At 29.7% G+C, this 22,900-nt stretch carries 31 protein-coding genes; 14 read left to right on the top strand and 17 right to left on the bottom strand.

Annotation, left to right across the window (positions count from 1 at the left end):
* The 5 genes from BG20_RS00275 to BG20_RS00260 form a co-directional block, all read right to left on the bottom strand.
* On the bottom strand, positions 1-599 hold a 599-nt coding region (locus BG20_RS00275; RefSeq protein ID WP_048096922.1), incomplete at its 3' end, for an SIR2 family NAD-dependent protein deacylase.
* A gap of 7 nt (positions 600-606) precedes the next feature.
* The gene (gene rnz / locus BG20_RS00270; protein WP_010189506.1) at positions 607-1,506 is read right to left on the bottom strand and encodes a ribonuclease Z; all 900 of its coding nucleotides are present in this window, start codon (positions 1,504-1,506) and stop codon (positions 607-609) included.
* A 67-nt stretch (positions 1,507-1,573) separates the two neighbouring features.
* Positions 1,574-1,942 (bottom strand): TRM11 family SAM-dependent methyltransferase, encoded by a 369-nt coding sequence (locus tag BG20_RS12885; protein ID WP_010189503.1) that lies wholly within the window; start codon positions 1,940-1,942, stop codon positions 1,574-1,576.
* Between the two features lie 20 nt (positions 1,943-1,962).
* On the bottom strand, positions 1,963-2,448 hold the full coding sequence (locus BG20_RS12880) for a hypothetical protein (RefSeq protein WP_010189501.1): 486 nt from the start codon (positions 2,446-2,448) through the stop codon (positions 1,963-1,965).
* Complete coding sequence (locus BG20_RS00260; protein ID WP_010189500.1) at positions 2,448-3,326, bottom strand: ribose-phosphate diphosphokinase; 879 nt, start codon at positions 3,324-3,326, stop codon at positions 2,448-2,450. The genes BG20_RS12880 and BG20_RS00260 overlap by 1 nt, the downstream gene beginning before the upstream one ends.
* Positions 3,327-3,454: 128 nt before the next feature.
* Here BG20_RS00260 and BG20_RS00255 point away from each other — a divergent pair, with 128 nt between their 5' ends.
* The 3 genes from BG20_RS00255 (at position 3,455) to BG20_RS00245 (ending at position 5,758) form a co-directional block, all read left to right on the top strand.
* Positions 3,455-4,093: a hypothetical protein gene (locus tag BG20_RS00255; RefSeq protein WP_238527412.1), complete on the top strand. Its 639-nt coding sequence runs from the start codon at positions 3,455-3,457 to the stop codon at positions 4,091-4,093.
* Positions 4,094-4,177: 84 nt separating this feature from the next.
* Entirely contained in the window at positions 4,178-4,642 is a 465-nt protein-coding gene (locus BG20_RS00250) for a universal stress protein (RefSeq protein ID WP_010189495.1), read from the top strand.
* 162 nt (positions 4,643-4,804) lie between these two features.
* On the top strand, positions 4,805-5,758 hold the full coding sequence (locus tag BG20_RS00245) for a sodium:calcium antiporter (protein ID WP_010189493.1): 954 nt from the start codon (positions 4,805-4,807) through the stop codon (positions 5,756-5,758).
* A gap of 108 nt (positions 5,759-5,866) precedes the next feature.
* Here BG20_RS00245 and BG20_RS00240 read toward each other — a convergent pair whose 3' ends face one another.
* From BG20_RS00240 to BG20_RS00230, 3 genes are all read right to left on the bottom strand, one after another.
* Positions 5,867-7,171, bottom strand: coding sequence for an APC family permease (locus BG20_RS00240; RefSeq protein ID WP_010189491.1), 1,305 nt, complete (start codon positions 7,169-7,171; stop codon positions 5,867-5,869).
* Positions 7,172-7,236: 65 nt separating this feature from the next.
* Entirely contained in the window at positions 7,237-8,088 is an 852-nt protein-coding gene (locus BG20_RS00235) for a CBS domain-containing protein (RefSeq protein WP_010189490.1), read from the bottom strand.
* 73 nt (positions 8,089-8,161) lie between these two features.
* Entirely contained in the window at positions 8,162-8,494 is a 333-nt protein-coding gene (locus BG20_RS00230) for a helix-turn-helix domain-containing protein (RefSeq protein ID WP_010189488.1), read from the bottom strand.
* 170 nt (positions 8,495-8,664) lie between these two features.
* Here BG20_RS00230 and BG20_RS00225 point away from each other — a divergent pair, with 170 nt between their 5' ends.
* Positions 8,665-9,567, top strand: coding sequence for a malate dehydrogenase (locus tag BG20_RS00225; protein WP_010189486.1), 903 nt, complete (start codon positions 8,665-8,667; stop codon positions 9,565-9,567).
* Between the two features lie 26 nt (positions 9,568-9,593).
* Here BG20_RS00225 and BG20_RS00220 read toward each other — a convergent pair whose 3' ends face one another.
* Positions 9,594-10,421, bottom strand: coding sequence for a CBS domain-containing protein (locus tag BG20_RS00220; RefSeq protein WP_010189484.1), 828 nt, complete (start codon positions 10,419-10,421; stop codon positions 9,594-9,596).
* Between the two features lie 142 nt (positions 10,422-10,563).
* Here BG20_RS00220 and BG20_RS00215 point away from each other — a divergent pair, with 142 nt between their 5' ends.
* The 3 genes from BG20_RS00215 to BG20_RS00205 all read left to right on the top strand — a co-directional run bounded on the left by BG20_RS00215 (position 10,564) and on the right by BG20_RS00205 (position 14,207).
* Complete coding sequence (locus BG20_RS00215; protein WP_010189482.1) at positions 10,564-10,986, top strand: universal stress protein; 423 nt, start codon at positions 10,564-10,566, stop codon at positions 10,984-10,986.
* Between the two features lie 171 nt (positions 10,987-11,157).
* The gene (locus BG20_RS00210) at positions 11,158-12,309 is read left to right on the top strand and encodes a J domain-containing protein (protein WP_010189481.1); all 1,152 of its coding nucleotides are present in this window, start codon (positions 11,158-11,160) and stop codon (positions 12,307-12,309) included.
* 149 nt (positions 12,310-12,458) lie between these two features.
* Entirely contained in the window at positions 12,459-14,207 is a 1,749-nt protein-coding gene (locus BG20_RS00205; protein WP_048096920.1) for a HAMP domain-containing protein, read from the top strand.
* Positions 14,208-14,226: 19 nt separating this feature from the next.
* On the opposite strand, the gene BG20_RS00200 is transcribed toward BG20_RS00205, so the two are convergent.
* Positions 14,227-14,553, bottom strand: coding sequence for a P-II family nitrogen regulator (locus BG20_RS00200; RefSeq protein WP_048096919.1), 327 nt, complete (start codon positions 14,551-14,553; stop codon positions 14,227-14,229).
* A gap of 130 nt (positions 14,554-14,683) precedes the next feature.
* Between BG20_RS00200 and BG20_RS00195 the strand changes: the two genes are divergently transcribed.
* The gene (locus tag BG20_RS00195; protein WP_010189474.1) at positions 14,684-15,673 is read left to right on the top strand and encodes a cupredoxin domain-containing protein; all 990 of its coding nucleotides are present in this window, start codon (positions 14,684-14,686) and stop codon (positions 15,671-15,673) included.
* Positions 15,674-15,707: 34 nt separating this feature from the next.
* Here the strand turns inward: BG20_RS00195 and BG20_RS00190 are convergent, their stop codons facing one another.
* Complete coding sequence (locus BG20_RS00190; RefSeq protein ID WP_007402606.1) at positions 15,708-16,007, bottom strand: ATP-binding protein; 300 nt, start codon at positions 16,005-16,007, stop codon at positions 15,708-15,710.
* Positions 16,008-16,118: 111 nt separating this feature from the next.
* Positions 16,119-16,742, bottom strand: a complete 624-nt coding sequence (locus BG20_RS00185; protein ID WP_010189460.1) for a hypothetical protein — start codon at positions 16,740-16,742, stop codon at positions 16,119-16,121.
* Positions 16,743-16,768: 26 nt separating this feature from the next.
* On the opposite strand from BG20_RS00185, the gene BG20_RS00180 reads away from it, so the two are divergent.
* Positions 16,769-17,920 carry an aminotransferase class V-fold PLP-dependent enzyme gene (locus BG20_RS00180; protein WP_010189459.1) on the top strand — a complete coding sequence of 384 codons (1,152 nt, stop codon included), beginning with the start codon at positions 16,769-16,771 and terminating at the stop codon, positions 17,918-17,920.
* Here the strand turns inward: BG20_RS00180 and BG20_RS00175 are convergent.
* Positions 17,915-18,172, bottom strand: coding sequence for an Lrp/AsnC ligand binding domain-containing protein (locus tag BG20_RS00175; RefSeq protein WP_048096918.1), 258 nt, complete (start codon positions 18,170-18,172; stop codon positions 17,915-17,917). The genes BG20_RS00180 and BG20_RS00175 overlap by 6 nt on opposite strands.
* Before the next feature lie 78 nt (positions 18,173-18,250).
* Between BG20_RS00175 and BG20_RS00170 the strand changes: the two genes are divergently transcribed.
* A complete protein-coding gene (locus BG20_RS00170; protein WP_010189456.1) occupies positions 18,251-18,904 on the top strand; it encodes a cyclase family protein in 654 nt (217 codons plus the stop codon).
* Here the strand turns inward: BG20_RS00170 and amrS are convergent.
* Positions 18,889-19,947: an AmmeMemoRadiSam system radical SAM enzyme gene (gene amrS, locus BG20_RS00165; protein ID WP_010189454.1), complete on the bottom strand. Its 1,059-nt coding sequence runs from the start codon at positions 19,945-19,947 to the stop codon at positions 18,889-18,891. The genes BG20_RS00170 and amrS overlap by 16 nt on opposite strands.
* Before the next feature lie 83 nt (positions 19,948-20,030).
* Between amrS and BG20_RS00160 the strand changes: the two genes are divergently transcribed.
* Positions 20,031-20,528 carry a dual specificity protein phosphatase 23 gene (locus BG20_RS00160; RefSeq protein WP_010189452.1) on the top strand — a complete coding sequence of 166 codons (498 nt, stop codon included), beginning with the start codon at positions 20,031-20,033 and terminating at the stop codon, positions 20,526-20,528.
* A gap of 1 nt (position 20,529) precedes the next feature.
* Here BG20_RS00160 and BG20_RS12550 read toward each other — a convergent pair whose 3' ends face one another.
* From BG20_RS12550 to BG20_RS00155, 3 genes are read right to left on the bottom strand one after another with little or no spacing between them, the layout of a single operon-like run.
* The gene (locus BG20_RS12550; protein ID WP_010189450.1) at positions 20,530-20,676 is read right to left on the bottom strand and encodes a hypothetical protein; all 147 of its coding nucleotides are present in this window, start codon (positions 20,674-20,676) and stop codon (positions 20,530-20,532) included.
* 7 nt (positions 20,677-20,683) lie between these two features.
* Positions 20,684-20,836, bottom strand: a complete 153-nt coding sequence (locus tag BG20_RS12545; protein WP_007402598.1) for a hypothetical protein — start codon at positions 20,834-20,836, stop codon at positions 20,684-20,686.
* A gap of 30 nt (positions 20,837-20,866) precedes the next feature.
* Positions 20,867-21,403, bottom strand: coding sequence for a hypothetical protein (locus BG20_RS00155; RefSeq protein WP_048096917.1), 537 nt, complete (start codon positions 21,401-21,403; stop codon positions 20,867-20,869).
* 51 nt (positions 21,404-21,454) lie between these two features.
* Between BG20_RS00155 and BG20_RS00150 the strand changes: the two genes are divergently transcribed.
* From BG20_RS00150 to pcn, 3 genes are read left to right on the top strand one after another with little or no spacing between them, the layout of a single operon-like run.
* A complete protein-coding gene (locus BG20_RS00150) occupies positions 21,455-21,733 on the top strand; it encodes an RpoL/Rpb11 RNA polymerase subunit family protein (RefSeq protein ID WP_007402596.1) in 279 nt (92 codons plus the stop codon).
* Positions 21,734-22,045 (top strand): transcription factor S, encoded by a 312-nt coding sequence (locus tag BG20_RS00145; RefSeq protein WP_007402595.1) that lies wholly within the window; start codon positions 21,734-21,736, stop codon positions 22,043-22,045.
* Between the two features lie 35 nt (positions 22,046-22,080).
* Positions 22,081-22,827, top strand: coding sequence for a proliferating cell nuclear antigen (pcna) (gene pcn / locus BG20_RS00140; RefSeq protein WP_007402594.1), 747 nt, complete (start codon positions 22,081-22,083; stop codon positions 22,825-22,827).
* Positions 22,828-22,900: the final 73 nt, after the last annotated feature.

Raw genomic sequence — 22,900 nt, 5'->3', positions numbered from 1 at the left:
TTTTCTTTTGCATAAATTGGTAAAGTATTTGCCGGTGATACTACTAACGATGTACCTACAACTATCATTAAATCACATCTACTTGCATGAATTATGGCTTGTTGCCAAACATCTTGAGGAAGAGGTTCACCAAACCATACAACATTTGGTCTTAAAATATTTCCACATTTACATAATGGAGGTATCTCTGTAAACTCAGTTAAGATTTGACCTTTAAAATCACAATTAGTACATCTTATAGTTACTATGCTTCCATGCAATTCCAATACATCTGTACTTCCTGCACGTTGATGAAGTCCATCTATATTTTGAGTTAAAACTATTACTTTTACAAATTTTTCTAATTCAGCTATAGCCTTATGACCTAAATTTGGTTCAGAAGAAAAAATATTTTTTCTCCTTTCATTATACCATTCCCAAACTAATTTTGGATGATCATAAAATGCATCAATTGTAGCCAACTGCATCACATCATGATTTTTCCATAAACCATCTTTTCCTCTAAAAGTAGGAATTCCACTCTCTTGGGATATTCCTGCACCTGTAACAAATACAATTTTTTTAGAATCTTTTATTTTGTCTATGATCGATTCTAACATTTTTTGTCTACTTGATCTCAATTTCTAAAAAATCTTTTGCTGTAATAACTGAATGATGAATTTGTTTTGCTTCCTCCAAATGTCTAGTTTCATCTTTATATCTTGCAGAGAAATGTGTTAATATTAGATTTTTTACTTTTGCATTTTTACCAAGTATAGCTGCTTGTTTAGCTGTAGAATGATAAGTTTCTTCTGCCCTCTCTTTAGATTCTTCTAAAAATGTTGAATCAAACACAAGATAATCACAATCTTCAAAAAATTTTTCAAGCTCCTTTGTTGGCATTGTATCACCTGATATGCCAATTTTTTTACCAGGTCTTTTTTCACCTAATACTTGTTTGGGATTAATTATTTTTCCTCCAATTTTAACTTCAATTCCATTTTGTAATTGATTCCATAATTTACCTTCAGGAATTTCTAAAGCTTTGGCTTTTTCTAAATTAAATCTACCTGGCTTATCTTTTTCTTCAAAAAGATAAGAATAGCTAATTACAGAATGATTAGCTTTACAAGCATATACAGAATAAATTTTAGAATCAAATATTTTTCCTTCATTAACTATTGTGATCATTACAGGAAATGATAATCCAAAATTTAATATCTTGATGTTTGCAGCAATAAACTCCTCAATACCTTTAGGACCATAGATTTCCAAAGGTTCAGTTCTATTTTGCATTGTCATTGTTTGAAGAAGTCCTAGAAGTCCTACACAATGATCACCATGAAGATGTGTCACAAAAATTTTCATTTTTTTATTCCAACCTAAACCTGATTTTAAATATGAAATTTGAGTGGCTTCTCCTGCATCAAACATAAGAATTTCACCATCTCTTTCCAGACAAATACATGTTAATCCTCTATTTTCTGTGGGTTGAGCAGCTGAAGTCCCCAAAAATACTAATTTCATTTTATCAAAAGTGTTCTTGTCAAGCTTTTATGCCTATAGATTTCATATTTTTTTATTGGATTAATCTTTAATTTTTCTTCAAACCTTTTTTACACATTATGGCTAATTTTTTACGCTTAGGTAAAGTGGCTACAAATTTTTTCATTAATTCTTCAGGGTTTTCTGATGATTTTGATGCAGTTCCATATGGCAAATCTGTAACAATTCCATCAAATTCGTCTATCATCCTTGTTAACTGACTAAAATCACCCTTGATTATTTTTGAATTATATCCATTTGCATCAAGATTCTCTTTTGAAATTTTGAACATTTTTTCGTCAAAATCTAATCCAATTGCATGAATTCCCATTGATTCAGCTTCTAGTAATGTAGTTCCTGTTCCACAAAATGGATCACAGACAACTTCTCCTTCCTTTAATCCAATTAAGTTTATCATAGCTCTTGTAAGTTTCCAATCTAATTCATGGGGATGTTTTTTAATCTTAATAGGTCTATTTGTTTTTCAAATCTTTTTGAAAATCCAAAAAAATTTTCTTCATTTGTGAAAATTAGATAAATTGTGATATCTGGATTTTGTAGGGATACTTGAGCTTTAGAAAATTTTGTTATCATATCACCCATCGATCTTTCTAATTCAGGTATGTTAAATTGATTTGATGATAAATTAATAATTCTACAAACAAAAGTTTTAGCATTTTTTAAAACTTCAAAATTTTCTTCATCTAAAAATAAACCTGACATTTTACGAAGAATTTGACCTGATACTTTGACAAACGTTGCACGTTTTGTGATCTCTTCCCAATTAATTTTGGACTGAATTATTACCAAATTTAATAAAATTCTAACTTTAGCAAATCTATCATACATTTTTGCGATTGCAGTAACTTCATCAATTGCTAATTCTAGATTATCTTTAGATAAAACAAAGAAACTTTCTGGCATTATATTATTGCCTTTACAATCATGCCTGAAATGTCAACTAAAGATGTATTTCCGGGAATTGTATTTGTACTGATAATTTTTGTAACTCCAGCTTTTTTAATTTTATTTTCTGCATCATTTCTAAGTAAAGCGTGTGTACAAGCAACAAATACACGATTACATTTTTGCTTTTTAAGAAACTCTGTGGCTTTGATAATACTTCCACCAGTACTAATCATATCATCCACTAAAATTAAATCCCTACCTGCAATTTGATCAAAGTTTGTAGATTTTATTTTTACTTTTCCGGTTTTGCGATTCCGTTCTTTATCAAGAAATATGTATTCCACGTTCAAAATTTTTGCAAATTCTTTCGCTCTATCTTTTCCGCCCTTATCTGGAGACACGACCAAGGGATTTTTTAATTTTAATTTTGAAATATATTTTGCAAGATCTGGAATTGCAGAAACATTTTTTGTTTTAATTTTAAAATACTTTAAACCTAATAAACTGTGAATATCAACAACAATAATCTTTGATGTTCCTACACTTTTGAATAAATTTGCAATTACTTTCATTGTTATTACTTCGCCCGGTAAAAACTCTCTATCTTGACGGGCGTAGCCCATGTATGGTATTACAACAATAACCTCAGTTCCATATTCTTTAGCTTTAGAAATTATTGCCAGTGTTTGAATTAATTTTTCATCAACAGGGGGATATGTTGACTGAATAACTATAATTTTATTTTTTTGAGGTTTTTCGTTAAGAGTAATTTTGCTTTCACCATCAGGAAAAATTTTTAATTGTGATTTTATTAAATTCGCTCTTAGTTTTTTTGCCACTTTTTTTGCCAAATCTTCAGATGAGCTTCCAGATATTACTGTAAACTTTGTCAACAGTTCAACGACAATGAAGGGGTTCTTAAATTTTGAGGGTTTTTAGATCACATTCTTTCTAATTCAAATTATAATGTAAGATGATAATTGATAGAACCTTTTTAAAACATAGATTCAGTTTTTCAACATTGAATTTTAAAAATTCAGTAATACTGCTTTTACTAATTCCAGGATTTTTTGGTTATGCATTTGCTCATACAATTGATTCTGTTGGTGAATATAGGTTAGAGATTGGTTGGATGAATGAACCTGTTGTATCTAAAGAAACCAATGGAATTGAGTTATTTGTTAGTAAACTTGAGCCTGATTTGGAATTAAAATATCAAAAATTCAAAGATGGTGTTTCAGGACTCGAAAAATCGTTAAAAATGGAATTGTTGTATAAAGAAGAGAAAATCATACTTCATCTGTCACCAGATCATAATATTCCCGGAAAATATTATGCATTTGTTACTCCTACAGTATCTGGATTTTATCAAGCAAATATTTTAGGAAATATTGATGTAACCCCAATTAGTTTGTCTATGCATCCACCAAAAGTAGATGATCGTTCTTACATTGAATTTCCAAAACCATCTGATCTTACATTAACTCAATTAATTGATGGGCATACTACTCTGGTTGGTGAAATAAATGATTTAAAAAATTCTGTTTTTAAATTAGAACAATCAAATCAACAAATGAATATTAATTACATTTCTATTGGTATAGGTATATTGGGAATAAGTATTGCATCTGTGGCTCTTTTTAAAATTAAAAGAAGATGATAATTTTAAAAATTTTCTTATTGTTATAATTTTTAATTTAAGAATTAAGTATGAGTTTATTTACTATGATAGTATTGAACTATTATGTATAATACAATTCTTGTTCCTCATGCAGGAACATCTGCAGGTGATAAAGCACTAAAACATGCAATTCATGCAGCGAAATCCTCGTCAGCTAAAATTATATTGTTACATGTTGTTGAAGAAATACCACGTCCACCAATGTTTGCATTATCCACATCTGAATCAATGAAATTAGTAAAAAGTTTTCGTAATGCCAATGAAGATCTGAAAAAAGGAATGATATCTGAGATGGAAAAAAGAGTAAAAATATGTAATGAAAACAATATCAAAGCAAGTATTACTGTTACTATAGGCTCAGCGGCAGATGAAATTCTCAAAATTATAAAGAAACAAAAAGTTGATCTTGTAGTTATGGCAAAACGAAGAAAATTGAAGGGATTAAAAAGCCTCTTAACTCTTGGTAGTGTTTCAAGAAAGATTGTTGAAAATACTGCTTGTCCTGTTTTACTTGTAGATATAGAATAAAATATTTAAAATAATTTGATAATTATAGGAAAAAATAAAATTTTATTCGTGTTATTAAAAATATGGTAATTACACTACAAATATTTCATAATTTTAAAATATCATTCTAAATTGAAAATGTATTACAATATAATTATACAATTGAAAGCATAAGGAAGAACAATGAATGATTTACTATTTGACATAATTTTGTTAGCAGTTTTTTTGGTTATTTTAGTTAAAAGTGCAATATTTGCTATAAACTCTATTGAAAAGGTCACAAAAAGATCTGGTATTGGTCAGCTTGCCGCTGGGTTTGTTATAGTTGCTGTAGCCACATCAGTACCAGAAATAAGTGTGGCTTTATTTTCAACACATACTCATAATGTAGGTATTACATTAGGAGATATTTTTGGTTCAAATGTTACAAATATTGGACTTATTGCAGCATTGTTTCTGTTTTTATCTCCAATCAAAAAAATACAAGTGAAAACAACAAAAAGCCTTTTCCCATTGTTGATAACAGCATCCTTAATTCCACTAATTTTGTTACTAGTTCAACAAGGCAGTAAATTTATTGGAATAGCTTTACTTGGTCTTTTTGCTTTTTTTGTTTATTACATGTTAAAATCAAGCAAAATGCAAAACCATGAACAGAGAGAAAAGGGTTCTGTATACAAACCTCTTTTGCTTTTTTTTGTTGGTATTGCTGGAGTAACATTAAGTGCAAAAATGATTGTGGATAGTGCTTCATCGATAGCTGAATTTACCGGAATTAAACAATCTGTAATAGGTGCTACGATTATTGCCCTTGGAACATCTTTACCTGAATTAACTGTGGATATTGTAGCAATTAAAAGAAGATTACTTGATTTAGCAATAGGTGACATAATTGGTTCGTGTATAACCAACATAACTCTGGTTCTTGGATTGGTTCTTGTTTTATCCCCAGTTGAAATTAATTTTGGTATATTATCTACGTTGATCTCCTTTGCAATAGGTTTGCCAGTTGTTCTGTTTGTTCTAATAAGAAATGGTCATATTCAGAAATGGCAAAGCATGGTATTGTTTGCAATTTATTTGATTTTCCTAATTATGATTTATGAAATTCAAACAAATATTGGTGGTATAACATAATGAATTGGAAATTAAAAACAACCAACTAAGTTATAGCATAAATATAGATCAATTTTTTTTGTTAGTTTAAATATTATTGTAAGACAATTTGATTTTGTACATTTTTTATCATATCATTTCTGAATGTTTATCTCTAGATGATTTTCTATTAAAAATTACATAAAACATTATGCCTATCACAATGATTCCAAATCCTACTAGCATAACTTCCATTTCAAACTGAAATGCCATATATCCCGAAATTACTAATCCAAACAATGGTAAGACTGGAAACTTACCAATATTAACAGGAATTCTAAATTTTCGTTCAATATTAGGTTCAGTATATCGAAGTATGATAACAGACAAATTTATTGCACCAAAAGTGATTACAACTGCAAAAACTGTTATGTTTGCTACAATAACAATATCACCAATAAAAGAAAAACCAATAGCTACTAACATGATTGTGATAATTGCCACCCATGGTGTTTTAGTTTTAGAATGTACTTTTGCTAAAATATTTGGGAATGATCTATCACGTGCCATTCCATAAATCATTCTTGCACCAGCCACAAGTGTAATCAACACAGTATTTGTTATGGCAAAAAGTGCAATCCCAGAAAATATTATTTGACCTTGTGTGCCTAACCCTCTTTTTGCCACCTCAGCTAATGGTGCAGATGATAATGAAAGATCTTCCCAATTAACCGCTCTTACTACTGCTAATGAAACTAAAACATAAATTGTTCCTGAAATTATGACTGATAAAATTATTGCTCTTGGAATTATTTTTTTTGGGTTTCTAACTTCTTCTGCAACATTAGCCATATCCTCAAATCCAATAAATGCAAAAAAAATCAATACAAATGCAATAATAATCCCTGTAAATCCTGTTGGACTTTCAAAATAATTAACTGGATCTGGATCACTAATTGTAAAACCAATTACGATAATCAGAATTAATCCAGCAGCTTCAATTATTGTAAAAACTGTATTTGTCCATGATGATTCTTTAATCCCTATGAAATTTACTATTGTGAGTATTCCTATTAGTAAAATTGCAGATATTACTATTGGAATATTCAAAAACTCTGAAAAATATCCTCCAAATCCTAAGGCAACGGTTGCTGCCGTAATCATTGATGTAATTACTGTTAACCATCCAATGATAAACGCAAAAAAATTATTTTTAAACGCATTTTTCACAAATGTATATTCTGCAGCAGCTTTGGGAAAAATTGCAGATAGTTCTGCATAACTAAGTCCAGCAAATAATGCAACAATAGATCCTAAAACAAATGCAATCCATACTGCATCTCCAGCAAAACCTGCTGCCTCTCCAATTAATACATAAATTCCTGCCCCAAGAATTAATCCAACCCCATACATAGTTAGATGAAATAGACCCATCCCACGCTTTAGTTCAGACATAATTGCTCCTCCGCTAGTTTGTAAATCAAGTTAATCAAATCAACCATGATTAAAAACTAGTTTTTTCAGTACAATTCTTTGTACTTTGACTTTATTTCTTCATGTTGACCTACAATAGAAAAAGCTCTTACTACATCAGTTTTACTCACAATGCCTACTAAATTATGATTTGAATTTATAACTGGAATTCCGCCTATCTGATTTTTTATCATTTTACTTGCTGCAATTGCAAGATCATCTTCCTCATTAACAGTAACAAGTTCATCAGTTAGTAAATCCTCTACTATCATTTTTTCTTTATTTACTGGAAGTAAGTAATCTCTAGATCGTGTTTTACCATTTGTAAAATAATCACTATGTATCAATAATGTATTTGTACTAATTAATCCAACAGGATTTCCATTTTCATCTGTTACAATTACTCTTGAAACTTGATTCTTGTTCATTAAACTTGACACAAATTTTAAAGAATCATTTTTTCTACAAGTTACAATTTTTTTATTCATAAATTGTTTTACTGAGTATCTTCCACCAAATACACTAGCATAAGATTTTGTTAAATCAGTTCTTGAAACAATTCCAATTATTTCCCCATTATCATTTACAAGAACAACTGAACCAATTTTGAAAGTTTCCATTCTTGCTGCACACTGAACAAAATGATCTTCCATACCGTCAGTTATACTAATTACATTTTTTTGCATTACGTGTTTAATCGGAATTTCATTTATTGCATGTGCAGTTTTATCTTCTCCAAGAAATCTATTGATATCTCTTTCAGTGACTATTCCAACTGGGATATTTTTAACAGCAACTACTATGTGTTTTACAAATTTTGTTTGCATTTCTAATAATGCATCAAAGATTGATAACTCTGGCTTAATGGTAATAACAGGTGTTGAATATTTTATTTCCATGTTTTTTCTATTATATTTTCTGATTTAAAATAGAACTTTGATTATCAAACATGGTTATAATAAAAAAGAGGTGTTATGAAATATTTGGAACAACTTCAACCTCTATATTGCCTCCGTTAAATGATGTGGCAATGGCTTTGATTCTACTTTTGTATAAAAAGTATTTTTTACCGTCTTCACTAATGGAGCCTGAAATTCCAAGTAATTTATTATCGTGTAATGTTTGCAGTCTTCTGTAAACAGTACTTATTGGAATTTTAGTTTCAGCACTAATCTCCATTGCGGATTTTGGTTTTTCCATCGAGTTTTCCAAAATTGCTCGACAATATTTATCAGAGATCACTTCAAGAATAGCATCTTTTCTTGAATCATCTTCAATTTTTCTTCCTGAAATTAATTGTTGCATGTTTTAGTTATCTTCATTTTTCTTATAACATGTAAGACTACATTGCAATGCAATGCACTCATTTTAGCCATGAATTTATTCTAGTATTTTTTGGATTTAAATAAGACATTTTTAATATTCCAAGAGGACTTGTTTCATCTTAATTATAATATAAAAGAGATGAGATCAAGTTGATCTCTATAATAGGTAGCGGTAAAGTTGGAACCGCAATTGCATTTCTTTGCATAACTAATTCATTAGATGATATTTTATTTGTAAATAGAACAAAGAGTAAAGCAATTGGTGAGGCTTTGGATATATCTAATGCAATACCTGCAAACTCAAATGTAACAATTCATGGAACAGACGATTTTTCTAAAATTAGTGGTTCTAATATTGTTGTAATAACAGCTAGTACAGGAACTTATCTTAAAAGTAGAACTGAAATGATGGATGCTCAAGTTAAAATGATTAAAGAAATTTCAAATAAAATAAAAAAATATTGTCCATCAGCAATTGTCTTGGTAGTTTCAAATCCCTTAGATGTTCTTACATTTATCTTTCAAAAAGAAACTCAATTTTCAAGAAACAAGGTAATTGGAATAGCATCAAGTTTGGACTCTAGTAGATTTAGGTATTTACTTTCAGAAAAATTTGGAATTAAACAATCTCAAATTACAGATGCATTAGTAATGGGAGAACATGGAGATTCGATGGTGCCTATATTTTCCAGGGTAAAAATTAATGGAAAAAACGTATCTGAAATGCTTAATGATTCAGATAAAAAAACAATTTCCACAGAAACTCAAAACTATTGGAGATCTTTGAGACTTTTAAAAACTAGGTCAGAATTTGGAATTGCTAAGAATACTTTTGATGTTATTAGGGCAATTATAGATAATGATGAATTAGTTATACCGGCATCAATTGTATTAAATGGTGAATATGGTGAAAAAGATGTTGCTTTGGGAATTCCTGTGAAAATTAATAAAAATGGAATTAAAGAAATTATTGAAATTAAATTAAACGAGCAGGAAAATAAATTATTAAAAATATCAGCTCAAACCATTAGAAATTATATAAAATCACTTTAAATTCAAAATAAAATTATTAAGTTTATTCAAATTTTAATGGCTTTTAGAATATCTGTTTTACTAATTATTCCTACAATAGAATTATTTCCATCAAGTACTGCTAAACCACTAATATTATTTTCTAAAATTAATTTACATGCATTTTTCAAATCTTTATCAAATTTTATTGATATGATTCCTTTACTCATAACATCTCGTGCTAATGAAATACCACCAAATCCTTCCTCAGAAAGAAATCCTTTCCTGATTTGTTCTGAAATAGTAAAACCAGAATCGTCTTCTTCACTACCTAACTCGATCGAAATTCTAAATAAATCTCTAAACGAAATTATCCCTACTGGTTTTTCATTTTGATCCTTTACAATAATCCGTGATATCTTATTTTCTATCATTTTCCTTACAACTTTGAATAGTGGCGCTGCGGTATGAGTGAATACATATTCATGCGTCATAAAATCAACTACTTTATTATTTGATGAATAATTTTCAAAATAATATTTTACAAGATCAGTCTTTGTAAAAATTCCATCAATCTCATCTTTTGTTCCAATGGCTAAAGAACTCACACCTTTTTCAAGCATAATCTCTGCTGATTTTTCAGGTGTTGAATTGTCTTGTATGAACAAAATAGGCCTCATAATTTTATTGATCATTATATCATCCAAACCTTGTTTGGTAGTTTCTGAAAAAAGAAACAATCCTACATCTTTTTCAGTTATAATCCCAATGGGTTTTCCATTTTCTACAACAATTAATCTGCTGAGATTATTTTCTAATAGTTTTTTAAGAATATCTGATATTGTAGAATTTTTTAGGATGGAAATTGGTTTTTTACAAATATCAATAACTGACATCATATAATTCAAATACAATTTCTATAAAAACAATCATTTGATTTTCAATTATGAATCTAAAAAATTAATTTAGAATAAAACAATAGTTTCATCTGTGGTAATCATACTGTTTTTTTATATTTGAAGAGTCATAGGCATTATTATGGCAAAACTCAAAAAAATCCTTGTTCCACTTGATGGATCTCCAAATTCTAATCGAGGATTAGATAGAGCAATTGAAATTGCAAAAGAGGGTGGAGCTGAAATAACAGGATTCTATGTTTTTCATTTGCCACTAGCCGCAGGAATAAAATACACACAAAAAATGAAAGATGAAGCACAGAAAAAAGCTATCAAAGCAATTGGACCCGCAATGAAACGTGCTCAAAATGCAGGAGCATTATTCAAATACAAAACCGGAGGTGGGCATACTGGTTCTGAAATTGTCAAATTTGCACAGAAAGGAAAATATGACATGATAGTTATTGGTGCTAGAGGAATGGGTGGTGCAAAGGAAGCATTTCTTGGTAGCACCTCAAATTATGTGATGCATAAAACAAAAGTTCCTGTTTTAGTGGTTAAATAATCAATATGAATAATCTAATTATTTTTAAAATTTATTCAGTTAACCAATCATAATTTCAATTGATTTTTAAAAGATCTAATTCAGATTATTTTTATTAGTATCCTTGATATCTTGTTTTGTAAAACCTAAAAGTATAGAAAATATGAAAAAACATTCAAAAATTGAGATGATATGGTAGAAACTAATTATGATATTTTAGGAATCACTGAAGGTTCAACTGAGATCGAAATTCGCAATGCGTTTAGACGATTAGCACTTCAATATCATTCTGATAGAGGAGGAGAAAATGAACAGTTTATAAAAATTAAACAAGCATATGAAGATCTCAAAATTGGTAAAAAATATCCTGAAACAGATTTAGAAAAAATTAAAAATTCTAGAGTTTATTCTGGTGATTCTGAGGAAGACATTAGAAGAAAAAATCAAATTTTAGGTCAAGAGCTTTTCAAAGAAATGAAATTAGCTGAAGAATGGGCAGCTAATTTGAATAAAACTAATTTAACTGGAACAAAATTGTTTGGTTCAAAAACTCTGGGAGAAATAGAACTAGAAAGAAAAGCTAACGGTACACTCTCAATTAAAGGAAATTTTATGGCAGGTAATCTAACTTATGATGGTTCTATTCTAATGCAAGGAAATATTACGAGTCCGTCATGGACTGAAGAATTTAGAACAAACATTCATCTTACAAAAGGTGATTTCAAATTTGTTAATCCACTTGAAAATAAATATAAAATTGAAAATGGTTCGAGAATAATTGTTGATAATGGTGATGTGATAATTGGTAATGTTTTTGGCAGAAAATATAAAATTCCAGATCAAATAAAAGTTGGAATTTATAAAATTCAAGAACAACGAACCTATATCTCTGCTCCAAAAGGAAAAATTATAGCTGAAAATATTGTTAATACAGTTTCTCTAGATGCTGATTCTATTATTGTACTTAATCTAGAAGATGATGTTCAAATTAATGCCAGAGAAATTTTATTGTATGGAAATAAAATTACCTATAATGTAGTCATTAAATTGAAAAAAAATGGATTAATTAGATTTTTTGAAAGCTTTTCTATACAAGGCCTTAGTAATGATGCACTTATTCAACTTGATAATGGTAAAGAAATTAGATTATTTGATATAAAAACTAAAAAAATTAGAGATTTAGCAGACGAATTTGTCCCTAACAAAAATGAATATCAAAAAGATGCTACTATGGTAGGTGATGGATTTACAATTACATATGAAATGTTAGATAATTTATCAAAAAAAACCACAAAAAATCCAAATTCTAAACCTGGCTCTAGATTTGGATTCTTTAGAAATTAATTCATAGACAAAATCAAAATTATTTCTCAGTATTTTTCAAAAATAGAAAATAATTTTGATTCTATAAATAAAATTCAGTTCATTTGATGATTTACAGTCGTAAAATACTCGAAGAATTGATATTCATATAAAATCAACTATGGATTGAAATGCAAATTTCATTTAATATGGATAAAAAATTGATTTTGTTAGTAATAATGGTATCTGTAATCACGATTTTGATTACAGCATACCTGAGTTTTAATTATGCAGAACAGATTCTAACTGACAGTGCCAGCAATCAACTACTTGGAGAATCATCAACACGTGGAAATGCCGTTAAGCTTCTTTTTGAATCTAGAATAGAGCAAAATAAAATTCTAACAAATGATCCAATGATAAAAATTCTTGTTACTGAATTAGATAATACATCTGAACATGAATTTGATAAAATAAGAGATAGTAAACGTAGAGATTTCCTTACTCAAGTTCAAGCATTTCAAACCTTGGTTGGATTTTCAATAGGATTTGAAGATGTTAAAATTATTGGAAGTACTGGAAAAGTTTTCTTTTCTCTTGGAAAATTAACTGATAATAGTTTTCTTCAAGATCCACTATTCCAAAAAGGATTACAGAAATCAATAATTGATTTTGAACCATCACCTACTGGTAAAAAAATGATTATAGTTTCTCCAATTTTTGCTGTAGACAGCAAAAAAAATGATGAACCTATAGGAGTGATTATTTCTAGAATGAGAACTGAATCATTAGATAATATTTTGACGGATAAAAGTGGATTAGGAGATACTGGTGAAGTCTATATTGTCAATGAAAGATTTTTGATGCTTTCAGAATCTCGATTCATAAACAATGCAATATTTAAACAAAAAGTTGATACTGTTCCTGTACAAAAATGTTTTAGAGAAGGAAAAGATTTTGCAGGAATTTACAAAGATTATAGAGAAGTTGACATTCATGGTTCTTCATATTGTGCTAAAGATTTAGGATTCGTTTTACTTGCAGAAATTGATGAGGCAGAAACAATTCAACCAATCTTAGTACTTCAAGATAGAATTTTTCAAACAGGTCTTATGATTACTGCTGCAATGATTGTTGTTGCTTTCATAATTTCAAAAACTATCTCACGTCCTCTAATAAAATTAAAAAATGCTGCAAACCAAGTTTCAAATGGAGATTTTAAAGTTAGAACTAATATTACAACAAAAGATGAAATCGGTGAACTATCACAAGCGTTTGATTTAATGACTGAAAAACTACAAAAATCATTAATTGAAATCAAAGAAAAAGAAGATGTCATAAAACAACAAGAAGATATTTTGTTACAATTTTCAGATTATAGCGAAAAATACTGTGTGTGCATGGTAGATATTATGAATTCTACAAAAATTACTTACCAATTATCAGAATCACAAACCAGTGAATTTTATAAAATTTTTCTAAATTCTATTGCTGAAATTGTAAGAAATTTTGGAGGAATAGTAGTAAAAAACATTGGAGATGCATTGTTATTCTATTTTCCTGTTATCAATTTGGAAGAGGAGTTAACATTAAAAAAATGTCTTGATTGTTGCTTAACCTTATGTGAATCTCATGATGATATTATCAAAAAACTTGAAGAACAAAAATTACCTATCTTTGATTATAGAATTAGTTCTACTTTTGGAATTGTTAGAATAGCAAAAACTTCAATATCATCAGTTAATGATATTTTTGGAAGTACAGTAAATCGCTGTGCCAAGATTAACAGACTTGCACCTGCAAATAGACTGATTTTAGGTGAAGAATTTTATGATGCTGCAAAAAATTTCGATGATTATATATTTAAAAAAATTGCTGATTCTACAGTTCCTGGCTCTGATTATTCTGGATATCTTGTTACCAGAAAGAATATTGTATAATCATAATTTTAAAATAAAATCAAATTAATTCAGTTGACTTTTCTTTTGTACTTATATCATAAGATTCTTCAATATTAGAAACAAAAATTTTTCCATCTCCCTTCTCTCCTGTATGAGCAACTTTCATTATTGCAGAAACCACAGAATCTACCATCGAATCTTGAACTACAGTAATTATTACATCTGTTGAATTGAATTCAATTTGATGTCCTCCAATTTCAGGCCGTTCGCCTGCACCCTGTCCTAAAGATTGAATCAATGTTACTCCGCCAACACCTGCATTTCTTATTGCTCTTACAACCTGTTTAGAAACTTCACTTTGTACAATCACTTCGATCCGTTTCATAATTAGACGTTAAGTTATAGTAACTTAAAAATGCACTTTAGATTATCACTGATTTTCAATTCTAAAAAATTGAAAATCATCATTGAAAATCATCATAACATTATATTCAAATTAAATTATAAAACATATTGTGTATTATCAAATACTCATAATTATTGTAGTAATTTTAGGCTCATTTTCCTCAATATATGCAGAAGATTACACAATTCATATCCCATTTGGAGCTTATAATCCAGAATTAAATACACCTGCTGAGGTATGGTATGATCCATCAGTATTATCAGTTGACATTGGAGATACTGTTACATGGATAAATGATGACAAAGAAGGTCACACTGTAACCAGTGGAGAAAGTTCTGGAAGATTTGGTTGGATGAATAAGGATTTTGGAACACCTGATGGTTTGTTTGACAGTGATAGATTCATGCCAAATGAATCATGGTCTTACACATTTGACAAATCAGGTTTATTTTCATATTATTGTTCTATTCATCCTTGGATGGAAGGAAGAATAGTGGTTAAAGAATCATTATTAGATTATCCTCATGATGCATTTGGAAATAAAATAGAAAAATTTCCAGTAATTCAAGATACTCCAGATAAAATGATCGAAGTTGATCTCACATGGGAACCGTCTGTTATTAAAACACATGAAGAGGTAAAATTTATCTATCAATTTTATAATGCAGCAACAAACACCAATCTTGCTAAGATGAAATATGATTTCATCTTGATTCAAAATGGTAATGAGATTTATCGTGATACTGGATTAACACAAATAGGTGGAGATTATCGAAATTTTGCATTTGATAATTCTGGTCCAATTATAATAAAATTTGAAGGAATTACAAATACTGCAGGAACTGTTGATGAAAAATCTGTGAGTGGTATTACTACAAAGGCTGCAAGGACTACAGAATTTTCTACTGTAGTTTATGATAATCCTGATAAAATATCTCATGAACAAATACATGTCAAACCTGCACAACGTTTAGAGTTCTATTACGAATTGCTTACTGTCATAATATTAGCTCCAGCAGCAGTTTTTATTGTAGCAATTTATTGGATGAAGAAAAAACCAAAAAGTTCTGAACCAAAATACGGTAGTGTTAAAATTTAAAATAATAAAAAGAAATTAAAAATGATGACCTAATCTAATCGATTAATTCGGTCCAACCTTTTACGAAGACTGAGTTCTTGTAGAGTGGAACTGGTTGTCCTACGGTAAAGTCCATTGGTCTCATCCAAAAGATTGCTTTTGTTGGGCATACACCGATGCATGCACCATCAGAGATACATCTTTCTGGATAAAATACAAATGCTTTACCTCTCTTCCAGCCTTCGACTGGTTTTACTCTAAGTACATCTGGTCCCAATGTTGTACAGATTTCTACACATAGTGCGCATCCGATACACATTTGTTCGCTGATGTCTGGAATAATTCCTACTGGCATAACGAAATTTTTTACTCTTTTGATCTTAATATAATTTACCCAAAAAATTGGTCTTATAACGGCGTTTCAAATTTTATAACACCGTTTTAATTTTTGATCGCTATCATAAAACTATTCAAAAAGCAAAATATCTATCTTAAATTTTTTTTCAGTACTTCCAATTTGATTTAATGAACTAAAGATCATATCATTACCAATTTTACTAAGATTATACATTCCAGATTTTTTTGAATCAATAATATGCCTGCCTCCTGGAGATAATATCCATTCATTACTATCGTTTTTTCTTACTATGGCAGTAATTATCACCAAAGAATTACTATCTCTTCCAATAGATGAAAGTAACATTGATGACGCATTAATGAATCTGCCAGACTCCTTCTCATCAAACATACCATAAAATCCATTTAGTGAATCAATCACGATCAAAGTTTTTTCAATTGATATTTTTTTTGCTATTTCTAATATGATTTGTTTCCAATCTGTCTTATTTGGACGATAAATCTCTACATTGGAATTTTTTTTAATCATTTCTGAAACAACATAACCACTATAATGTAAATCAAAATCTAAAAAAATCACTGGAAACTTATATGAATTAATTAATTCATTTACAAATGTAGTTTTAAGAAAAGGTTCTGAGCATAAAATTATGTTTGGACTTTTGTTTAAAAATTCATTTTTTATAGATGCCAAATCATTATCTAAAATTGGTTCATGATTTTTATCCAACACTAAGATAGTATTTATCAGATATAATAATGAATTTGACTTCAAAAGACATCTCGGAAGATTTTCCTAATTCTGGTAAAATCTATCTAAACAATGCCTCTGTTTCAATAATGCCTTTACAAAGTATTGAGGCGATGAAAGACTTTCTAGTCTCTTATAATAAAATGGGACCAGATTCTATAGATTCAAAACCGTTTATAGATGAAAAATTACGAAACACTAGAAAAGTTATATCAAAAATTATCAATTGTCAACCTGAAGAAGTAATTTTAACACAAAGTACTACAGATGGAATAAACCTAGTAGCAAATGGTCTTACGTTTGAAAAAAATTCTAATATTATAATTCGTGGATTCTCACATGAGCATCATGCAAATTTTTATCCTTGGCTTAGATTAAAAAATAAAACTGAAATCAAAAATTTATCTATAGATAAAAATGGATTTTTTAATTTTGATGAATTTAAAACACTTCTTGATAAAAATACCAAATTAGTTGCAGTTAGTCACGCATTGTATAATACTGGTTCTATTTTACCTGTTGAAAAAATTGGAAGCTTGCTTGAGAATAACTCTTTGTTCTTTATTGATACTGCACAAACAATTGGTTGCATAGGTAATTTTGATGTGGCAAAAACAAAATGTGATTTTATGTCATTTAATGGGTCAAAATGGCTATGTGGGCCTATGGGAACAGGATTATTTTATTGCAATAAAAAATCACATGAGTTATTAGAACCTTTAACCATCGGTGGAGAATCAGCAATGCTTTATGATAATACAAATTTAGCTTTCAAAGACATTCCTGATAAATTTCAAACTGGATTTCGTAATTATGTAGGAATTGTAGGTTTAGAATCATCTGTAAATTACCTTCTTAAATTTGGCATGGAAAACATACGTACAAAAAACCTCCTTCTCTCAAATCTTTTGCGAGAAGAATTATCTAAAATTAAAAATATTATTCTTTATGGACCTGAAAATGCTCAAGAAAGAACAAGCATAGTCTCTTTTAATCTAGAAGGTTATGATCCACAGATAATCGTTGAAAAATTAGAGAAACAAAATATTGTATTGGCCGTTAGAGAAATTTTAGAACAGAAAATTATACGGGCATCTCCACATTTTTTCAATACTGAATCAGAAATTCTTAAGGTTATTGATGCAATAAAAAATCTATAGATTTTCTTGTTCTTCTATTACCATCATTGTTAGAGTTGATTGGATTTTTCCTATTTTTCTAATTTTATTGGTGATTATTGACCTTAATTTTTCAGCGTCATTTGATGATAATTTCAAGACTATGTCATAAACTCCATAGACGCCTTGTACCTCATAACTCATTTCCTCATTTGCAAGAATACGTTTGATATCAGCTATTATCGATTCATCAGATCCTAAATCAGAATTCAATAGGACATAAGCAGTAGGCACATTGCAGATTTTCATAAAACACTATTTAACCTTTCATAGATCTCAAAAACTGATTAATCTCTTCAAGAATTCACTATTGTGAAACCAATAGATCTAACATTAACGGTATCTCCATCCACTCCTACTTTTCCTGGCTCTCCAAAAACACAATTCATTTTGTGGTCTACACTAAAAGATGATGGATATAATCTAGAATTGTTATTTCTTAGTTCTCATACTGGAACCCATCTTGATGCACCATACCATTTTGTCAAAAATGGTATAAAAGTACATCAAATATCCCTTGAACGCTTAATGGGAAATGCAATATTAATAAAAATCAAAAAAGGAAAAAATCAAGCAATTACAAAAAATGACTTGATTACATTTGAAAGAAATAATAATAATATTCCAAAACACTCATCAATAATATTCCATACTGAATGGCAAAATTATCTGAATAGGGATTTTTACTTCATTGATAATCCAGGACTATCACAATCCGCCGCTAATTATCTTGTTTCAAAAGAGGTCAATCTAGTTGGAATTGATTCACCTAATATAGATCTGGGAAAAGATAAAACTTATAGTGTTCACAAAATATTCGCAAAAAACAATATCTTAATTGTTGAAAATTTATCAAATCTACATAAAATTTATTCAAAACATTTTGATTTTATCATTTTACCATTAAAACTTAAAGATGCAACTGGCTCCCCTGTAAGAGCATTAGCTATTCAACGAACAAAATGAAATCTATTTTTTTTATAATTTTTTGATAACTTACCAATTATTGGAATTTGATTTCCACAAAATTTACATTTGTTTTTATCATCTAGATTCCACCCTTCAATATCAAAACCATATCTTTTGATTACAATATTCTTACACTCAGGGCAATACGTATGTTCTAGTGGATGTCCTGGCACATTTCCAATATATGCATAATCCAATCCAACTTTTTTTGCAATTTCATAATGTTTCTCAAGTGTCTTGACAGGAGTAGAATCAAATTCCATCATTTTATAATCCGGATGAAAACGTAAAAAGTGAATTGGCATCTGCGGACCAAATTGATCATAAATAAATTTACATAATTTTTCTGCAGACTCTAAATTATCTCCTACTTGTGGAACAATAAGATCTGTTATCTCCACATGAATCTTTGTTTTATCACGAATTTCTAGTAATGTATCAAAAACAGGTTGTGGATCAGGAATTCCAATAAATTTTCTTGTAAAATTTGGTTCTGCATTACCTTTGAAATCAACAGTAATCGAATCTAAAAATTCACCCATCATTTTTACTGATTCTGGAGTATCGTATCCATTTGATACAAATATGTTGTAAAGATTTTTTTGATGAGCTATTACTCCACAATCTCTTGCAAACTCGATGAATATAGATGGCTCATTGTATGTATATGCAATTCCATCAGCACCATTATCTAATGCTGTTTGTACCACTTGTTTTGGAGTCATATCTACCCCCTCGACTTTTCTTCTTTGACTGATATCATAATTCTGACAATACTTACAAAGCCAATTACATCCTGTAGTAGCGATAGAAAATACTTTGGAACCTGGTTTATAATGAATAACTGGCTTTTTTTCTATAGGATCAACATGACCTGCAATCACCTTTCCATAAACAAATAGATCTAACTTTCCATTTTCATTACCACGTATTCCACATAACCCCACTTGTCCTTTACCCATTTCACAATATCTTGCACATGCTGTGCAACGAACTTTTTCATTAGGTAGTTTTTCATAAAGAATAGCCTCTTTGTTCATCTTAATTCTATATACGTGATTTTCCCATATAAGGCACATCCATTTTTCGCAATGCTAAAAGTATGGAAAGTTCAATAATTTTTATGAGTAAACCTGGAAATATTTGGAGAAAGGTTCATGGCAAAATTACAAAAAAACCGACTAATTTTTCGTGGTTAATCGAAGATAAACTTGCAGGTTCAGGAATGCCTACAAGTTCTGATGAATTTGATTGGATAATAAACCAAGGAGTTACTTCTATCGTAACTATGACTGAAAATGCATTACCAGATGAATGGGTAAGTGCTATTGGTTACTTACATGTACCTACACCAGATCTTACTGCTCCTGATATGGAAAGAATAGATACCGCAGTTGATTTTATTCATGAAAAAATTTCCAATGATCAAACAGTAATGGTTCATTGTGCAGCTGGAATGGGAAGAGCAGGAACTATACTCGCATGCTATTTTGTAAAATATCAAAAATTTTCTGCTAAAGATGCAATTAATAAAATTAGAACAGAAAGACCAGGTTCAATTCAATCTGAAGTGCAAGAATTAGCTATTACATTTTATGAAAAACATGTAAAAAATAAATAGATTAGATAAATTCTGATACTAATTTTCCATCCACAATTTTGATCTTTAATGTTTTGTTCTCTTGAAATACTAGAGTTATTCCGCCATCAGAATCAGGATCTTCAACCTTTACCAATTCAATCATTTTAATTTGTTCAAATTTGTCCATATTTTTCTCACTCTGGGATTGATACGGCATCCAACTTTCCATCCACAACTTTAATGAACAAAAATCTGTTATCTTTGAAGATGAAAGTAATACCTCCTTCTTTATCAGGTTCTTCTACTTCAAGAATTGGTTGTCCCAATAGACCGTCGTATTTTGCCATACTGATTACCAAAAAAAGTTCCTTATATCCCTAATTGATCGTGATCTCGATTTCTTTAGAGTTATTTTTAATATTTCCTGGCTCTGTATAATCATGCTTTTGCCAAGAAGCAAAGACTTCGGCACCAATCTTGTGTTTGCCTTTTCCTAAATCTGATCCCTTGAAAACAATTTTTTCATTAAAATCAAATAATTCTTGTCTTACCTCTTCTTCAGATAATCGGATAAATGGCTCAAAATTTTTGGCTACTTGAACCCAAATTCTTCTATCCTTATGGGGATTTACCAATTTAGGATTTCTTGTCCAAAAAATCGATGCTTTTCTGTATGTGTCTATTGTTTTACCAACCTCTTTTTTCCTAAATCCACCTGAAATCAACTTTATGCCATACTTCATTTTGAATGATACATCGTTATTGTTGTAAGCTTTGGTCCAATTTGCCTCATTGAAGGAATCTCTGAGTCCACCTTCGACTTTAAAACTGACATTGACTTCAATAGTGTCATTTAATGCGTATTCATCCTTAGTTTTTGCTATACTTATGTCTGAAATCATACTTTCTCCCATTCTAACCGCTCATAATGATTTATATCCACAATAAGTGCTTTTTCCGAATACATGAATGCTCAAGTAATCAGTTCAGAACCTAAGGAAATTAGCCTTTCTATTACAGAAACTGATATAGGAATTTTATACATAATTCAACATGAGCTTCTAAAGGAATCAAACATCGATTTTGCAGGCGTAATTGTCAAACATCCTCTTACCAATGAATGCTGGATGAAAATCAACTCAAATTCTAAACCGATGCAAGAAATCAAAAAAGCAACAGATTCAGCACTAAAAATGGCTAATGATTTTAAACAATTATTTAATTCTAAAATTAAGGTAAATTAGATGAAATTTTGCCCCAGTTGTGAGGTCAAATTAAAAAAAGGTGATTCTGGTCTCCAATGCCCAAAATGTGATTATGTTGAGGGAAAAGAAACTAAGCAGACAAAAACAGTTGTGGAAGAACAAGAATCACAATTCAATGTATTGACTGAAAATGAAGCGACAGAAACTTTACCTACAATTAAAATTGAATGTGAAAAATGTGGAAACGATGAAGCAGTTTGGTGGATGTTGCAAACTAGAAGTGCCGATGAACCTACAACTCAATTCTACCGATGTTCTAAATGCAGATACACTTGGCGTAATTACGCATAACGTTTAACTGGAACATAAAACCCAAAAGATTTAGTTTGACTTTCGAAGCAAAAACAAGTGGTTCAGATGATCTAAAAGCAATCATCTCAGCAATATCAACACTTGTAGAAGAAGCTACTTTTGTTGCAACAGCTGAAGGAATTACTTTTAGAGGAATGGATCCATCACATGTAGCTTTAATCGATATATCTTGGCCAAATTCAGCATTTGAAAAATATGAATGTGATAGTGATATAAAATTTGGAGTTAGAATAGATGAATTTTCTAAACTTATCAAAAGAGCAGATAAAAAAGATAGCATAGAAATTAGTATTTCTGAACAAAACATGTTACTCGTTACAGTTGGTAAAAATAAAAAATACAAAATGCGTTTAATAGAAAGCTCTGCAACTGATACACCTTTACCAAAAATTCCATATGATTCTAAAATCACTTTATCCTCATCAAGATTTGACAAGATTCTAGGAGATGTTCAAGTCGTATCTGATTATCTTACCATTCACACATCTGATTCTAAAGCAGATTTTTCTGGAAAAGGTGATTCAGGAGAAGTTGTTATTGATCTTGAAAAGGATGCAGAAGAAATAGGTGAAATCTCTTCCAAAGAGGACAGTGTGGGTACTTACAGCCTAGAATACCTTAACCCAGTAGTTAAAGCCGTAGGAACAACTGCAGGCCAAATTACATGTGAATTTTCTAGTTCAAAACCTCTAAGAATTGAATTTAAAGTAGCAAACATAGGTAGAATTCACTTCTATTTGGCTCCACGAGTGGAAAGTTAAAGCATTTAAAGATTAACTGCTTCAGGTATTTTGAATTGAGACTTGTTCTAAAATATGGTGGAACATCAATATC

The sequence above is a fragment of the Candidatus Nitrosarchaeum limnium BG20 genome (assembly GCF_000241145.1).
Classification (GTDB): Archaea; Thermoproteota; Nitrososphaeria; order Nitrososphaerales; family Nitrosopumilaceae; genus Nitrosarchaeum; species Nitrosarchaeum limnae.
This window is presented reverse-complemented; position numbering and strand designations above follow the sequence as displayed.

Excerpts from the sequence above, each read along its gene's own strand:
- rnz (WP_010189506.1), bottom strand. The coding sequence starts at position 1,506 with ATGAAATTAGTATTTTTGGGGACTTCAGCTGCTCAACCCACAGAAAAT.
- BG20_RS12885 (WP_010189503.1), bottom strand. The coding sequence starts at position 1,942 with ATGATAAACTTAATTGGATTAAAGGAAGGAGAAGTTGTCTGTGATCCA.
- BG20_RS12880 (WP_010189501.1), bottom strand. The coding sequence starts at position 2,448 with ATGCCAGAAAGTTTCTTTGTTTTATCTAAAGATAATCTAGAATTAGCA.
- BG20_RS00250 (WP_010189495.1), top strand. The coding sequence starts at position 4,178 with ATGTATAATACAATTCTTGTTCCTCATGCAGGAACATCTGCAGGTGAT.
- BG20_RS00245 (WP_010189493.1), top strand. The coding sequence starts at position 4,805 with ATGAATGATTTACTATTTGACATAATTTTGTTAGCAGTTTTTTTGGTT.
- BG20_RS00240 (WP_010189491.1), bottom strand. The coding sequence starts at position 7,171 with ATGTCTGAACTAAAGCGTGGGATGGGTCTATTTCATCTAACTATGTAT.
- BG20_RS00235 (WP_010189490.1), bottom strand. The coding sequence starts at position 8,088 with ATGGAAATAAAATATTCAACACCTGTTATTACCATTAAGCCAGAGTTA.
- BG20_RS00230 (WP_010189488.1), bottom strand. The coding sequence starts at position 8,494 with ATGCAACAATTAATTTCAGGAAGAAAAATTGAAGATGATTCAAGAAAA.
- BG20_RS00220 (WP_010189484.1), bottom strand. The coding sequence starts at position 10,421 with ATGTCAGTTATTGATATTTGTAAAAAACCAATTTCCATCCTAAAAAAT.
- BG20_RS00215 (WP_010189482.1), top strand. The coding sequence starts at position 10,564 with ATGGCAAAACTCAAAAAAATCCTTGTTCCACTTGATGGATCTCCAAAT.
- BG20_RS00210 (WP_010189481.1), top strand. The coding sequence starts at position 11,158 with ATGGTAGAAACTAATTATGATATTTTAGGAATCACTGAAGGTTCAACT.
- BG20_RS00205 (WP_048096920.1), top strand. The coding sequence starts at position 12,459 with ATGCAAATTTCATTTAATATGGATAAAAAATTGATTTTGTTAGTAATA.
- BG20_RS00200 (WP_048096919.1), bottom strand. The coding sequence starts at position 14,553 with ATGAAACGGATCGAAGTGATTGTACAAAGTGAAGTTTCTAAACAGGTT.
- BG20_RS00190 (WP_007402606.1), bottom strand. The coding sequence starts at position 16,007 with ATGCCAGTAGGAATTATTCCAGACATCAGCGAACAAATGTGTATCGGA.
- BG20_RS00180 (WP_010189459.1), top strand. The coding sequence starts at position 16,769 with ATGAATTTGACTTCAAAAGACATCTCGGAAGATTTTCCTAATTCTGGT.
- amrS (WP_010189454.1), bottom strand. The coding sequence starts at position 19,947 with ATGAACAAAGAGGCTATTCTTTATGAAAAACTACCTAATGAAAAAGTT.
- BG20_RS00160 (WP_010189452.1), top strand. The coding sequence starts at position 20,031 with ATGAGTAAACCTGGAAATATTTGGAGAAAGGTTCATGGCAAAATTACA.
- BG20_RS12550 (WP_010189450.1), bottom strand. The coding sequence starts at position 20,676 with ATGGACAAATTTGAACAAATTAAAATGATTGAATTGGTAAAGGTTGAA.
- BG20_RS12545 (WP_007402598.1), bottom strand. The coding sequence starts at position 20,836 with ATGGCAAAATACGACGGTCTATTGGGACAACCAATTCTTGAAGTAGAA.
- BG20_RS00155 (WP_048096917.1), bottom strand. The coding sequence starts at position 21,403 with ATGGGAGAAAGTATGATTTCAGACATAAGTATAGCAAAAACTAAGGAT.
- BG20_RS00150 (WP_007402596.1), top strand. The coding sequence starts at position 21,455 with ATGAATGCTCAAGTAATCAGTTCAGAACCTAAGGAAATTAGCCTTTCT.
- BG20_RS00145 (WP_007402595.1), top strand. The coding sequence starts at position 21,734 with ATGAAATTTTGCCCCAGTTGTGAGGTCAAATTAAAAAAAGGTGATTCT.